Source organism: Paraburkholderia phytofirmans PsJN, assembly GCF_000020125.1.
Taxonomy (GTDB): Bacteria; Pseudomonadota; Gammaproteobacteria; order Burkholderiales; family Burkholderiaceae; genus Paraburkholderia; species Paraburkholderia phytofirmans.
Genome location: NC_010676.1, coordinates 1,607,775 through 1,622,897 on the forward strand (window position 1 = coordinate 1,607,775; position 15,123 = coordinate 1,622,897).

Below are 15,123 nucleotides of genomic sequence, written 5' to 3' on the forward strand. Positions count from 1 at the left end.
ATCCAGGCGGCCACGACAACACGATACACCGTCAAAACACGCCGGGAATCACGCGAAACCGCACCTTGCTTCGATAGGCGCGATAGCTCTCGTCGTCGGACAACAGCTTTTCTTCGCGCAAGATGCGGCCCACCTGCAAGGCGAACTGGCATCCATACACGATCATGTTCTGAATCCCGAAGTTCACCAGCAAAAAACCGATGTCCATCACGAAGTAGCCCAGATACATGGGATGACGCACGAAGCGGTACGCGCCGCGAGACACCACGCCGCGATTGGCGGGCAAGATACCGAACGACCTGCGCAACGAGGCCTTGGCGAACAACTCCCAGAAAATGCCGAACACCTGCAGCGCCGCGCCGGCCATTTCGGGAACCAGATGAACGCCGGGTGCGAGCCGCACAGCCAGAAAATAGAACGTGCCGCCTACCGCGCAAATGAAAGCGAACGGCGTCCAGTCGCGCTGCATCGGCACGCGCGCAAACAGCGACAAGCCTAGCGTGACGAACGCGCCCACCACCAGCAGCAACAAGGTGATGCGATTCGGCTCTTGCTGCCAGCGCTTGATCGCCGCATAGGCGAAGAGACTGAACATAAGCGCGGCGGCGCAACGCGCGAGCACTTCCACCGAAGCCGCGCGCATGCCGCTCGCCGTGATCGCGCGCGGCAGCGCGTCGACGCGATCCGCCACACTCTCCGTTTCACCGCTCTTCTTTTTCGCAGGACAATGCTCGCCATGACGCTCCGGCGGCGGAGTGGTCCATGTCATTGCAGACTCGTTTCGATATGCGAATTATTATTCGAGCCGGCTACGCCACGAGCCGCCGGCCTCCCAGTGCCGCAGCGTAGCAGCGGCACGGGTCCGCTGTCCAGATCAGGCCATGACGTGCGGATTCGCTTCCAGCGAGTCTATTCCGCTTGACAGGAAGGTTTCAATGCCCCGGCTTGAGCTGCGGCGGCACGTTCGGCCGCGAGGCGAACAGCCGGCCGAGCACGCCTTTGCGGCGCTCGGCGCTGCACGGCCACAGCATGTCAGCCAGCAGACTGATGCCTTGTGCAAGCGTGCTGTCTCTCGCCGACGTCACCAGCGGCACACCGCGGCTGAGCGCGTCGTTGGCCTGTTTGTCGTCGCGCGGAAGCTGATGCGCCACCTTCGCGCCAAGCGTCTGTTCGAGCTTCGACAGGTTGATCTGGGCGTTCTTGTCGTAGTGATTCACCACCACCCGCACCTTGCTGGCCGGATAGCCCAGTTCCCTGAAAATATCCAGCATGCGGCGCCCGCCGTGCAGGTAGAGCAGGTTCTGACGCACCACCATGCAGATCGCGTCGCTGCGATCGAGCGCGTGGATCGTCATCGGATTCAGGCTCTGCCCGACGTCGATCAGCACCGCGTCATAGCGCTCGCGCGCGAGCGCGAGAATGCGCTCCAACTGCGCGGGCAGCAGTTCGGCGGCCTTGAGCGGATCGCCCGCGCCCGCCAGCACATCGAGATTTGCGTGGACGTGCATCACGCATGATTCGAGTAGCGCGGCGTCGAGACGCTCCGCCTGGGAGCAGAGATCGGCAAGCGTGGTGGGCGGCGGTTTGTCCGCCATGAGCAGACTGGCGTCGCCGAATTGCTGGCTCAGGTCGATCAGCAGCACACGCCGGTTGCTCAGCGCGGCGAGCGAATACGCGAGATTCACGGCGATCAGCGTGGTGCCGCTGCCGCCCTTGCTCGAAGCAAGCGAAACCACGCGGCCGGCGCGGCGGCTGGTGGCGTTTTTCCGCGCGTCGGCCTGAATGAGTATGGTGGTGATCTCGTCGGCGTCGACAGGCCACGACAGCACATGCCGCACGCCGACGCGCATCGCCACGCCCAGCAAAGCAGTGGACGGCGCCGCTGTCATCAGCACGCAATGCAGGGCCGGCGTGCAGGCCAGCGCTTCCTCGACGCCGTCCAGATCGCGCGTGCCCAGATCGGCGTCGTCGACGATGAGCATATCGGCGCTTCGAATCGCACGGTCGTGCGCCCGCACTTGCCGGGCCGTGCCGTGAGCGGTCCGCAACCGGTAGGCCACACCACTTGCCTCGAGGCGAGCGACGATTTGCGGCGCACGCTCCATGCTGGATGAAATCAGGAAGATGTCGATCATGTCGGCTCTCCGCCGGTCTGACGCCGTTCGGTTGGCGAGGCCACCTCGATAGCGGTCGATGTTCTTTTTATTCGTCGGCATCGGACGGGTCAACGTCCGCACCGCGTTCGTAGTTTCGTTCCCGCGACACGGGCATTTCATACACCGAGTCGCGCAGCGCCTCGCGCTGGATTTCCGCTTGCGCCCGGCGCTTGATCGCCTCGGCGATCACCAGCGCCGTCAGATCGACCGGCGGCGCGGCGAACAAGGCACGCGGCGCGGCGATATGCCGTTGATAGGAGACGCCCACCGAATAAGTCGTGGTTTGATGATCCGACCATGCTATGCCGGCCGGTTTGGCGATCTGTCTGGTCATCACAACCCCCGTAAAGATGTGCTTCTTCTACTGCGCTGTCCAGGTGAGCCGTGTCCGCAACTTCGCGGACACGGCGCCCGGTCCACCTCGTAACCCCGCCTCTCTGTGGAGGCTCCGGCCATTTCTCCCCGCTTCTTCGCGCCCGGTTGACCCTCGACCGTGCGCTGCCCCGTCGCTGTTCTTTTGCTGTTTTCTTGTTGTTATGCGTACCGTTCGCTCGCCAACTCCGCCAGCGCGGTACGTGTTGTTTTTTGCCATCCCCTTCACATCCGCCGGACCAGACGGAAAAAGTGGCGAGGTCAACCTTTACATCGTCCGGTCGCAATGAGCGGTACGTTGTACCGATCATTGCGCCGTTCTTTTTATGACATCTGTTTTGTCATTGGCCCCGCCGCACCCTCGTAGAACACATTGGCTTCCCCGGCCGCGCCTACGAAGTCTCTTGCCACCGGTCTCTTCTTTTTCTGGCTTCCCTGAACTCAGGACCGGGCGGCACCAGCTTTCGCTGTGCAGAGCATATTGCAACGGCTATGCCATGCACCCTCAAACCCTTATGGCGCCGTGATGGTCGCCACGGCGCACAGGGTTGGGGCCGCCTTCGCAGCACGCGTTGATTCGAATTCGACACGTGTTCGCGCGCCCGGCGATGCGCCGCAGCAAGGTATTCGCTGCCGCCGGCACACCGGGCAGTCCGCACGCTCCATGCGTGGCCGGGCGTTGCGTCGTATCCCGGCCAAATATGCCGACACTTCGGAACCCTACCTGGTGGCGTTTGTACGTATGCCCAATGTGTCGCACGCGTGAGACAAGGCAAATCCCGACCTACAGTTCCGTTTGACATTTGCCGTAAAACGAATTGAGGCGCTATGTGGGATGCCACGCATAGCAGGACTTGACCGACGATTTTTGACTCGCAAGGACATAGGCGTAACGTAAAAAACGTTTCTGAATCCAGACTTGTTTGTATGGCGCTCGAAAGCGGTTTCGCTTATCGTTAAGCCCATGCGCCAACAAGAGCGCCTGTATCAGGCCAACGAGGTTAGAAACGGCTTGAGTGATTCGGGGAAAAGATCGCGTGACGGTTACAACGGTGAACACTGTTTCCGCCATTCGTCCGATATGTTGCACCTCGCGGTTTGCGCCGCCTGCTCCATGCCCCCCGAGATTGCCGCTACCGTGAATCGTGACCGCCGGGCTGGGAGGAGCAGAACCCCAAAGCGGTGGATCAATCCATGTCCGGGCCCGCGCAAGCGGACCGGCTGGCTCCGTTGGTCGGAAGCCGGCATGTTGCCGGTCTGTCGCGTCCGTCGCAGAACAGTCCTGAGAGCTGCATCAAACCGGGGGTAACATGAATACGACTTGCACGCCTGTCGACACGGAACGCACCGTTCTGTATGTGTCGAATTCGCCGGATCAGAAACTCGCCGCTTTTCTGGCGGCGTCTGGCTGGCAAGCGGTGCATGCCAAAAGCACGGCCGTCGCCGAGCGTATGCTCGAACGCGGCAATATCAAGGTCGGCCTGGTCGAACTGCCTGGCGACTGCACGTCCCAACATCTTTCCGCGCTGGCGTCCTGCATGCGGCGCGTCGAAACCAACTGGGTCGCCCAGATCGCGCCAGGGCAGGCGGAAAACGAACTGGTTAGCCGCTTTATCCTCGACTACTGCTTCGACTTCGTGACCCGGCCGTGGCTCAACGAGCGGCTCGTATTCGCGCTTGGCCATGCGCATGGCCTGTCGAGCCTGCGGCATGTGGAAGTCGCGCCGGAGCCTTCGGCCGGCCGGCACGGCATGGTCGGGCAATGCGAGGCGATGCAGCAGTTGTACCGGCGCATCGACAAATGCGGCGTGACCGACGCGCCGGTATTCGTCGCGGGCGAATCCGGCACGGGTAAGGAACTGACCGCCAAGGCGATTCACGAACGCTCGCCGCGCGCCGGGCGCCCCTTCGTCGCGATCAATTGCGCGGCCATTCCGCCGAGCCTGCTGCAAGCCGAACTGTTCGGCCATGAACGCGGCGCGTTTACCGGCGCGCTCCAGCGCAAGATCGGCCGGATCGAGAGCGCGCACGAGGGCACGCTCTTTCTCGATGAAATCGGCGATATGCCGCATGAATGCCAGGCGGTCCTGTTGCGCTTCCTGCAGGAAGGCACGATTGAACGGCTGGGCGGTAACGGCCCGATCAACGTCGATGCGCGGGTGATTTCGGCGACCCACGTCGATCTGGACAAGGCGGTAGAAGACGGGCGCTTCCGCTCCGACCTGTATCACCGCCTATGCGTGCTGCGTCTGGTCGAGCCGCCGTTGCGCGAGCGCGGCGGCGACATCAAGCTGCTCGCCAACTATGCGCTGAGCATGTACAAACAGGACGGCGCGCGCAAACTGCGCGGCCTGTCGAGCGACGCGATCGTCGCCATGTCGAACTATCCGTGGCCGGGCAACGTGCGCGAGCTGATCAATTGTGTGCGCCGCGCCGTGGTCATGAGCGAGGGCCGCTTTATCACGGCCAGCGATCTTGGGCTGCCGGAAGCCGACAACGGGCCGGCCGTGACGCTGGCGGAAATCCGCAGCAAAGCCGAGAAAGATGCGATCGAACACGCTTTGCAGCGGCACGGCTACAAGTTGTCCGAAGCGGCGGCCGAACTCGGCATTTCGCGGGCCACGTTGTATCGGCTGATGCACGCCAACCGGCTGCATCAGGAGCCGGCGGCCGGGCGCGCTTCCAACACCGCCGGCGGTGCGGATGCCGATGGCGAGGCGGAGCGGCGGGCGCCTTCGCTGGTGTGAGCGGATAAGTTCGGCGTCGCGCACTGCTTCGGCTGATTCTGCTGGCTCCGGCTTGGACCTCGGCGGTTGGAGCATCGCGGGCCGCGCATACCGCCACTCCGCGCACGCCATGGCGTGCAATGACGTGACTCGATGCGTCAGCAGCGCCGCCCGCATCCCTCGCGCCTTTCGCCGACGCCCCGGCATTGCTATGCTAAAGGCCGTTCATCCATCCTCCGGGAGCGGACTTGGCCGACCCGCACGCACCGGCGCTCGAGCGCCGTTCCTCGTCCGTTCTGCCCGCTCAGGCCAGCCCGTGCGATGCGCTCGTCATCCGCGCGCAGCCTCTCAGTTCCGTCCACCCGTGCCGGCGTAAAAAACTCGCGCTGGCCGCGACCATCCTCGGTTCGAGCATGGCCTTCATCGACGGCTCCGTGGTCAATGTCGCCTTGCCGTCTATCCAGAGCGAACTGGGCGCGAGCGTGGCGGCGATCCAGTGGGTCGTGGACGCCTATCTGCTGTTTCTCGGCGCGCTCGTGCTGGTGGGCGGCTCGCTCGGCGACAAGCTCGGCCGGCGCACGGTGTTCATCGCGGGAATCGGGCTGTTCACGCTGGCCTCGATCGGCTGCGGCCTCGCGCCGGGGGCCGCCGCCCTGATTGCGGCGCGCGCCGTGCAAGGCGTGGGCGCGGCGCTGCTGGTGCCGAGCAGCCTGTCGATCATCGGCGCGGTGTTCGACGACAAGGAGCGCGGCCAGGCGATCGGCACCTGGGCCGGCGTCGGCGCGATCACCTCGGCGCTCGGGCCGGTCGCGGGCGGCTGGCTCGTCGATGCGTTTTCGTGGCCAGCCATCTTCTTCCTGAACGTGCCGATTGCGTGTGCGACGGTGGCGCTGGCGGTCATGGCCGTGCCGGATAGCCGGCAGGACGATGAGGGAAATTCGTCCACGCTTGCCGGCGGGACCACTGGACACGCGGCGGCCCGCCTCGACTGGCCGGGCGCCGCCACGGCCACCGCCGGTCTTGCCGCCCTGACCTACGGCCTGACCCTTGCCTCGGCGCGCGGCTTCGGCAACCGCTGGGTGCTGGCGTCGATCCTCGGCGGTCTGCTGGTGCTGATCGCTTTTGTCGCGCTCGAAGCGAGAACCCGCAATCCGATGATGCCGCTCGACGTGTTCCGTTCACGCGACTTTGTCGGCGCCAATCTCGTCACGCTACTGCTCTACTTCGGCTTGGGCGGTGCGCTGTTCTTCCTGCCGTTCACGCTCATCCGCGCTTACGGTTACAGCGCGACCCAGGCGGGCGCGGCGTTGCTGCCGGTGCCGGTGACCATCGGCCTGCTGTCGCGCTTCACCGGCGGCCTGACGAGCCGCTACGGCGCGCGCGCCTTGCTGACGGCGGGCCCGGTCGTCGCCGCGGCCGGCTTCGCGATGCTCGCGCTGCCGTGGGTCCGCGGCGACTACTGGCGCGGCTTTCTGCCCGCGCTGACCGTGCTCGGGCTCGGCATGACCGTCACCGTTGCGCCGCTCACGACGACCGTGATGACCTCGGTGTCCGCCGCCCGCACGGGTGTCGCTTCGGGCATCAATAACGCGGTGGCGCGGGTGGCGAGCCTGCTGGCGATCGCGGTGCTGGGCATCGTGTTCGTGTGGTCGCACGACGCGGCACTCCATGCGCGGCTCGATGCGCTGCATGTGCCGCAGGCAGCACGCGACGCGGCGAGCCTGGCGCAGATCGGCATGGATACGGGCTCGGCGTCGCCGGCCACCGGGACCAGTGCGTCGAAAGCGAAAACGGGCGCGGCGGATCTGACCGCGGCGCACACCGAATCCGACGCGGCTCCAACAAACGTGGATACGGCGCGAGCGCAGCCCGAGATGACGCGGGCACAAGCCGACGCCCTCGGCGCGGCATTGCGCGCGGTGGCGCTGGTGTCGGCGTTATGCGCGCTGGCTGGTGCAGCGCTGGCGTTTTTGACGATCCGCTCGCAACCGCCGGTGTAGATGCGCGGCGCCTGAATTACGCCTCGCGCACGGTCGCCATCCATAGTTCAGACCGCGCTGAAACATCGCTGCCCGGCGCGCTACATACTGCAGTCACGGTGCTTCACACCACGACCTTCGATTAAACCGGGAGCTTGCACATGGCGATTACCTGCTTCATCCGCTACCAGATCGATCCGTTCCAGCGCGATGCCTTCGACGAATACGCCCGCAACTGGGGCCGCATTATTCCGCGCTGCGGCGGCCATCTGATCGGCTATTTCCTGCCGCACGAGGGGACTAACGACATCGCGTGGGGTTTGATCGCGTTCGACAGTCTCGCAGCCTATGAAGCATATCGGGCGAGACTGCGCGCCGATACCGAGGCTCGCGACAATTTCATGCTGGCCCAAACGAAGCGCTTCATTCTGCGCGAGGAGCGCACTTTCACCGAAGTCGTGGAAGGCACTTTGGGTGTGCCGCCGGTGCGCCGGGCGGCGGCGACGGAGTGATGGCGAGTGGTGAGCGTAACGGCAGCAGGGGCGGTTGCGCGGGGGGAAGGCGTGTGGGAGCGGTTGCGGTTGCAGAGACGTTTGCAGTCGCGCGAGCACTCGCGAAGGCGAGATGAACCGGAATTCCGGCGCGTCGCGGCCGGCATGGGACAATGCGGTTCTTTTCCGACGGGCAGGTTTTTTGCTTCCGCCAAGATGCCGCCGCACGGGGCTTGCCGGCTCTCCGATACCTCGTGCCAAGGACGCCCAAGGAACTTGTGCGACACAACCCGAGTCGGTTCATGGTCACGCCGCCGAACCGGTCCGCATGTGTCGGCACAGCCTCCCGCATCTGTCCCCCGCTTTACACCCTATGCGCAAACTATTCCCAATCTGGCTTGTCTTCCTCCTCGCTTTCATCGCCGCGCCGGTTTTCGCCGCCACCGCGCCGGCCGCGCCCGCATCGTCGGCTTCCGGCGTCGGCGTCACGCTGACGCCCGAGCAGGCCCGCCAGGCACTCGCCGTCCTCAATGATCCCAAGCGCCGCGCGCAAGTCGCCGACACGCTGCAGGCCATCGCCGCCGCCGGCGCGCTGAGCGCGCCGCCCGCTTCCGCGCCCGCGGCCGCCTCGGCGCCCACCGCGGCAAGCGGCGCCGCCGCGCTCGTGCCGGCGGCGTTCAAGTCGAACGGCCTCGCCTCGCAACTGGCCCGTCAGGGCGCGCACTGGGCCGTCCACCTCGGTACGTCGTTGCGCAGTTCGATCGCCGCATTGCTCGACGTCGCCTCGGTCCGCGCCTGGTGGAACTGGCAGTCGACCAACCCGCAAGCGCGCGCCGTGCTCGGCCACGTCGCCTGGTCGCTGCTGGCCGCGCTGATTCCCGCGCTCGTGCTCGAATGGCTCGCGCGCCGCCTGCTGCGCCGCGCATACCGGGCGCTGGCCGCGCGCCGCGAACTGGAAGAGGAAGACGACGCCGCGCGCGCCGACCTGCCCGTCGACGTCGCGCCCCAACCCGCCGACGCGCCGAACGCCGCGCCGCCCTTGCCCGCTTCTCCGGCTTCGCCGGTCAGCGCGGCGCAGGCACAAGCCGAGGCCGCGCCGGCAGGTACCTCGGCCGCCACGAAGGCTAAAGGCAAGGTCAACGAAGCCAAAGGCAAACAGAACGCCAAACACCACTGGACGCTCCTGCGCCGCCTGCCGCGCGCGCTCCTGACGATGGTGCTGCGGCTGCTGCCGCTGGTAGTGTTCGTCGGCGCGGCGAGCGCGCTCATGTCGATCTTCACCGACGACGGCACGCCGCAAGATCGCGCGCTCGATTCGCTGGTCGATATCTACGTGCTGTGCCGGGTGATCGTGATTGTCAGCGGTTTCTTCCTGCAGCCGGCCGCGCCGCGTTTGCGCCTGCTGCGCATGAGCGATGCGTGGGCCGCCTTCATGCAGCGCTGGGTGGTGCGGATCGTCAGCGTGGTGGGCGCAGGTTCCGCGATCGCGGAGATCGCGCAGTCGCTCGGCCTGAACGACGCGGCGCATCTCGCCTTGATGAAAGTGGTTGCGCTCGCCGGCCACGTCCTGATTTCGATTCTGCTGCTGCAATGCGCGAACCCGGTCGGCGAACTGATCCGCAAGCGCGTCGCCGAGCGCAAATCGCTGGAGATCGTCGGCAATGTCTTCGCCGAGGTCTGGGCGTGGGCCGCGGTGTTCGTCGTGATGGCGCTGTGGTTCGTCTGGGCGCTCGACGTGCAGAACGGCTATCACGCGCTGCTGCACCTCGGCGGCATTTCGCTGGCGGTGCTCGTGGGCGCGCGGGTCGTGTCGATCGTGGTGTTCGGGGCGCTGGCCCGGCTCTTCAATGTGCAGGACGACGCGACGAAGTCGCTCGTGCATCTGCATGCGTACCGCTATTACCCGCTGCTGCGCCGTGTGGTGGCGTGGGTGATCGGCGTCGTGACCGCGCTCGCGTTGTTGCAGGTGTGGGGCGTGCATGTGGTCGACCTGTTCCGTACGGGCACGATCGGGCACCGGCTCGCATCGGCGATCATCACGATCGGCGTGGCCGCCGTGATCGCGCTGCTCGTGTGGGAAGGCGTCAATGTCTCCGTCGAACAGCGGCTCGACCGCTGGACCGCCAGTGGCGACCTCGTACGCGCCGCACGCTTGCGCACCCTGTTGCCGATGCTGCGCAGCGCGCTCTTCTGCGCGATCGCGCTGGTGGTGGTGCTGACTGGTTTGAGCGAACTCGGCGTGAACATCGGGCCGCTGCTCGCGGGCGCGAGTATCTTCGGCGTGGCGCTCGGTTTCGGCTCGCAAAAGCTGGTGCAGGATTTCATCACCGGCATTTTTCTGTTGATGGAAAACGCGATGCAGGTCGGCGACTGGGTCACGCTCGCGGGCGTGTCCGGCACCGTCGAATACCTGTCGATCCGCACCGTGCGGCTGCGCGGCGGCGACGGCTCGCTCTACACCGTGCCGTTCAGTTCGGTGTCGACGGTGAACAACACGAATCGTGGCATCGGCAATGCGGCGGTGAAGGTCAACATCGTGTTCGGGCAGGATGTCGATCTCGCCATCGACACCTTGAAAGAAATCGGCGCCGCCTTGCGCGAGGACGACAAGTTCAAGGACGGCATTCTGTCGGACTTCAGCTTCTGGGGCGTCGATGCGCTTGACGGCTCCGCCATCACGCTGGCCGGGCAAATTCAGTGCCGCGACAGCGCGCGCTGGGGCGTGCAGCGCGAATTCAACCGGCGCATCCTGTTCCAGTTCCAGGAGCGCGGCATCGAGATCGCGAACCCGCAGCGCAATCTGTTGACGTGGGATCCGGAAAGCGCGCCGGCCAGGATCGAAGCGGACGACGCGCACAAAGACGGACCGGGCTCATCAAGCACAACGCAGAACGAATCGCCCGCCTCAGCGCCGTCCACCGACGCCGCCGATGCCGGCGGCAAAGCCGACGCGCCGGTGGAAGACCAGTTGCCCGTCGATCCTAAGCCGGCTGGCGGCCCAGGAACGCCAGCAAATCCTGGTTCAACCTCTCCGCATGAGTGAAGTAAAAGCCGTGGCCGGCGCCTTCGTAGACATTCAGTGACGCGCCGGGTATCAGCGCGGCGGTGGGCAGGTCGATTACCTGAGAGGTAACGAGGCGCGCTGACCAAGCCCCGTGCCGCCGCGCTATTGCACGTCCCACCAGCGTGGCAGCAAGCGCCGCACTTCCGGCCGCCGATAGCGGTCGTCGATCAGGTGCACCACGCCCTGGTCCTGCTCCGTGCGAATCACGCGTCCGGCCGCCTGCACCACTTTCTGCAAGCCTGGGTACAGATACATGTAGTCGTAGCCGTTGCCGAACCTCGTCTCCATCGTGCGACGCATCTGTTCGTTGATCTCGTTCATCTGCGGCAGACCGAGCGTGGCGATGAACGCGCCGATCAATTGCTGGCCGACCAGATCGACGCCTTCCGAAAATGCGCCGCCGAGCACCGCGAAGCCCACACCCTGGCTCATGGTGCGAAAACGCGCGAGAAAAGCGTCGCGCGCCGTTTCGTCCATGCCGGGTTCCTGCGCCCAGACCGGCAAATCCGGATGCCGCTCGCGCATCAGCGCGACCACGCGCTGCAGATACTCGAAGCTGCTCAGAAAGCCCAGATAGTTGCCCGGCTGCGCCGCGTATTGCTTCGCGATCAGATCGACGATCGGCATGAGGGAACGCTCGCGGTCGCGCCAACGCGTCGATACGTTGCCGGCCACGCGCACCTGCAACTGCTCGGCGCGAAAAGGCCCTTCCACGTCGAGCCATTGGGTCTGTTCTGGGAGGCCAAGCGTGTCGCGATAGAAATGATGCGGGTTGAGCGTGCCGGAGAACATCACCGTGGTGCGCGCGGCCGCGTAGCGAGGCGCGAGAAACGGCGCGGGAATCACGTTGCGCACGCACAGCGTGGCATTCGTTTTGTCGCGCGGCGCGTAACGGTCTGTGGCGAGCGTGATATCGAAGATTGAATGCTCGCCGAACTGCTCGGCCAGCGCGACGAAATGCATCGCGTCGAAGAAAAAACGCAGCGACGCTTCGTCGATGGAAAGCGGTGCTTCCGCCAGTTGATCGGTGACGGCGCCGATCAGATTCTGCGCGGCCGAGAGCAGTTTGCCGGGGACCTCGGCATACACCTGATAGGGCGCGGTCTGCGCGCGCTTGACGGCGTTCCACTCGCGGTGCAGCCGCTCCAGCGGCTTGCGCAAGGCGGCCGGCGCCGTCTTGCGCGCGAGCCGGAACGTGGCCTGATCGAGCGACGCGCTGTACATGCGCCGCGCGCGGTCGAGCAGATTGTGCGCCTCGTCCACCAGCACGCCGACGCGCCACTGGTTGATCTGCGTAAGCGCGTACAGCATTGCGCTGCTGTCGTAGTAGTAGTTGTAGTCGCCGACCACCACGTCGGCCCAGCGCGCCAGTTCCTGCGCCAGATAGTACGGACAGACCTCGTTGGCGAGCGCCGCTTCGCGCACCGCCGCGCGGTCGAGCCGCGGACCGGCCAGCGCCGCGCCGCGGGCCGCGTCGAGCCGGTCGTAGAAGCCGCGCGCGAGCGGACAGGATTCGCCGTTGCAGGCTTTGTCGGGATGCTCGCAGGCTTTGTCGCGCGCGACCAGTTCAAGGGTTCTCAACGGCAGACGCGTGGCGCCTTGATGGAGTGTTTCGATCGCGTCCAATGCCAGCGCGCGGCCCGGCGTCTTGGCGGTCAGAAAGAATATCCGCTCGATCTGGTCCGCAGCGCACGCCTTGAGCAAGGGGAAAATCGTCGCGAGCGTCTTGCCGATGCCGGTCGGCGCTTGCGCCATCAAAGGCTTGCCGTCGCGCGCCGCGCGATACACCGACACCGCCAGCTCGCGCTGCCCACTGCGAAACTGCCCGTGCGGAAACTGCAGCGCGCCGAGCGCCGCGTTACGCGCGGCCCGATGCGCTTCTTCCTGCACCGCCCAATCGAGAAAGCACTCGCATTGTCCGACGAAGAAAATTTCCAGCTCGCGCGCGGTGTGCGTTTGCGTCAGCAGTACCTCTTTCTGCGTGCCGATATCGAAGTACACCAGCGCTACGGTCAACTCCGTTAGCTCCCGCATCCGGCACAGCAGATGACCGTAGACGAGCGCCTGCGCCCAGTGCAGCGTGCGGTGATTGGCTGGCATGCGTTCGAGATCGCCGCGATGCGTCTTGACCTCTTCCACGCGGTTCGCGACGGGATCGTAGCCGTCGGCGCGCCCGCGCACGGTCAGATTGCGGTGCGTGCCGGTCAGCGTGATCTCGGTTTCGTAGCCGCTCGCGCGCCGGCCGGCCACGGTCACGTGGCCCGCCATGCCTTCGAGCGAGGTCGGCGCGGGCGTGAAGCGCAGATCCAGATCGCCACGCCTCGCGGTGAACTCGCACATCGCCCGCACGGCGACCACGTAGGTCATGCGCGGGCCTCGGAAGTGGGGGTGATGGTGGTTTTTGTGGCGGGTTTTGTGGCGGGTTTGGTGGCGACCTCGATAGTGGCTTTTGTCGCGGCCTCGGCAGCAAGGTCGATAGTGGCGTTGATGGCGGTTTCCAAGGTGGCCTCAGAGACAGCTTCGACGGCGACTTCGGCGGCATCTTCCGCCGCGCCACCTTCCGCGACTACCGCTTCATCGGCCCAGCGCACATCGAGCACGCGCACCGGCATGCCGTGCTGCGCGCAATACGCGAGCCAGCGAATCTGGTTGTCCTGCAAACGGTCGCCCGGGCCCTTCACTTCGATCAACTCATAGCGGCGTTCGGCCGGCCAGAAGCGGATCAGGTCCGGCAAGCCGGACCGATTGCCGCGCACATCGCGCAGCAAGCGTTCGAACCACAGCTTCAGATGCGCGGCCGGCAGACAGTCGAGCGCCAACGCAACCAACTCCGGCGTAAGCAGCCCCCAGAACACGAACGGCGATTGCAGCCCCGCCTTGCCATGCAGATGCCGCACAATCGTCTCGCGATAGACACCGCTATCGAGTTGTTCGAGACACGCGGCGAACTGCTCAGCGCGGCGCGCATGAAAGTCCGGCGCGTGCAGATCGGCGGGACCGCGCTGGAACGGATGAAAAAACGCGCCGGGCAACGCCGCGAAAACCGGCTCCCAACACAACAGCCCGAACAACGAGTTGATCAGCGCGTTCTCGACGTAATGCACCGGCGCGGCCTCGCACGTCAAATGATCGCGGGCCACGTATTCGACCGGCGTCGGCGCCGCGGGTCGCGGCAACACGAGCATGCTGCGCTCGACCGGCCGAGCGGCGCGTGCACGAGCGACCGGTTCGCCGCGCTTGCGCTGCAAACGCGGCAGCATGCGCGCAACGCGTTGCGCCTCTTCTTCGCTCTCCGGCGCGGCGGCGGCTTGCGATGCGAGCGCGAAAGCATCGTCGAAACGCTCGCTGCGTTCCAGCACCCGCATGCGCCGATGACGCGCGCCGGGCCACGCGCAACGCTCATAAACGGCGAGCGCGGCCGCCCAGTTCTGCCGGCGCTCGCACAGGCAGCCGATGCGGAACAACAGTTTCGCGCGCCGGGTTTCGAGCCAGGGGTTGCCAGTTTCGATGGCGGCGACAGCGGCGACGATCTCTTCGACTGCGACGGCTTCCGTCTCGTCACCGGGTAAGCATTCGAGCGCTTCACGGCATGCGTGCAACGCCAGATAAACGTCGACGTCCGCGCGCTGCTGAAACGCGCGCGATGAAGGCGCGAACGCCACTTTCTCGTACTGGAATACACCGAGATCGGCGAGCACAAACTCCGACCATTCCTGCTGCAAATTGCCGAAGAACATCAACCGCAAGCGTTCGCAAAGCGGCGCGATCGTCACATGAAAAACGCGGTCGTCCGTTCGACTATGCCATGCCGAAAGCGGACGCGCCGTCGCGTCTTGCTCGTCGCTTTCACCTGCATAAAACGGGCGCAAGGTTTCCAGCAGATCCGGCTTGCGCAGGCTCCGCGCACCCGGAATCATCGCGATGGCATCCGCGAATATCTCCATCAACCCGGCACGCGTGGTGAGCGCGAACAATTCGTCCAGCGTGAGCCTCGGTTGGGCGTCGACCCAGCCGAGGGCCGCGATCGGCGCCGCCGCCTGCACCGGGCAGCCGATCTCGTCGTAAGACAGGCGGCTTGCGCGGAATAGCGTGCCTTTGCGCATCAGCATGCGAACCAGCAACGCGCGCGATGACCGAGGCAACGCGGCGAACTCGCGCAGAAACTCTTGCTCGCGTGCGTCGAACAGATCGTCGTAACGCTGCGCGAGCCACGCCAGGGCGCGTTCGAAGTTCAGCAGATAGTAGAGAGCGTAGGGAGAAGCAGTTGTTGCCACGGCACTTTCATGAAACCTGTATGTTTATACAGTGATGATAGCAAAGTCCGTGGCGAGCCCC

At 65.4% G+C, this 15,123-nt stretch carries 9 protein-coding genes; 4 read left to right on the forward strand and 5 right to left on the reverse strand.

Going from position 1 to position 15,123, the window contains the following annotated elements; genetic code table 11:
• Positions 1–31: 31 nt before the first annotated feature.
• From BPHYT_RS26900 to BPHYT_RS26910, 3 genes are all read right to left on the reverse strand, one after another.
• Positions 32–643: a methyltransferase family protein gene (locus BPHYT_RS26900; protein WP_167315797.1), complete on the reverse strand. Its 612-nt coding sequence runs from the start codon at positions 641–643 to the stop codon at positions 32–34.
• 289 nt (positions 644–932) lie between these two features.
• On the reverse strand, positions 933–2,135 hold the full coding sequence (locus BPHYT_RS26905; protein ID WP_012427281.1) for an AAA family ATPase: 1,203 nt from the start codon (positions 2,133–2,135) through the stop codon (positions 933–935).
• Between the two features lie 67 nt (positions 2,136–2,202).
• Entirely contained in the window at positions 2,203–2,490 is a 288-nt protein-coding gene (locus tag BPHYT_RS26910; protein WP_012427282.1) for a hypothetical protein, read from the reverse strand.
• 1,348 nt (positions 2,491–3,838) lie between these two features.
• Here BPHYT_RS26910 and BPHYT_RS26915 point away from each other — a divergent pair.
• The 4 genes from BPHYT_RS26915 to BPHYT_RS26930 all read left to right on the forward strand — a co-directional run bounded on the left by BPHYT_RS26915 (position 3,839) and on the right by BPHYT_RS26930 (position 10,767).
• Positions 3,839–5,275 carry a sigma-54-dependent transcriptional regulator gene (locus BPHYT_RS26915; protein ID WP_012427283.1) on the forward strand — a complete coding sequence of 479 codons (1,437 nt, stop codon included), beginning with the start codon at positions 3,839–3,841 and terminating at the stop codon, positions 5,273–5,275.
• A 227-nt stretch (positions 5,276–5,502) separates the two neighbouring features.
• Positions 5,503–7,254 (forward strand): MFS transporter, encoded by a 1,752-nt coding sequence (locus BPHYT_RS26920; RefSeq protein WP_012427284.1) that lies wholly within the window; start codon positions 5,503–5,505, stop codon positions 7,252–7,254.
• A 140-nt stretch (positions 7,255–7,394) separates the two neighbouring features.
• Entirely contained in the window at positions 7,395–7,745 is a 351-nt protein-coding gene (locus tag BPHYT_RS26925) for an NIPSNAP family protein (RefSeq protein ID WP_012427285.1), read from the forward strand.
• 352 nt (positions 7,746–8,097) lie between these two features.
• Positions 8,098–10,767 carry a mechanosensitive ion channel family protein gene (locus tag BPHYT_RS26930; protein ID WP_012427286.1) on the forward strand — a complete coding sequence of 890 codons (2,670 nt, stop codon included), beginning with the start codon at positions 8,098–8,100 and terminating at the stop codon, positions 10,765–10,767.
• 123 nt (positions 10,768–10,890) lie between these two features.
• On the opposite strand, the gene BPHYT_RS26935 is transcribed toward BPHYT_RS26930, so the two are convergent.
• A complete protein-coding gene (locus BPHYT_RS26935; protein ID WP_012427287.1) occupies positions 10,891–13,155 on the reverse strand; it encodes an ATP-dependent DNA helicase in 2,265 nt (754 codons plus the stop codon).
• On the reverse strand, positions 13,152–15,062 hold the full coding sequence (locus tag BPHYT_RS26940; protein WP_012427288.1) for a VRR-NUC domain-containing protein: 1,911 nt from the start codon (positions 15,060–15,062) through the stop codon (positions 13,152–13,154). The genes BPHYT_RS26935 and BPHYT_RS26940 overlap by 4 nt, the downstream gene beginning before the upstream one ends.
• Positions 15,063–15,123 lie beyond the last annotated feature (61 nt).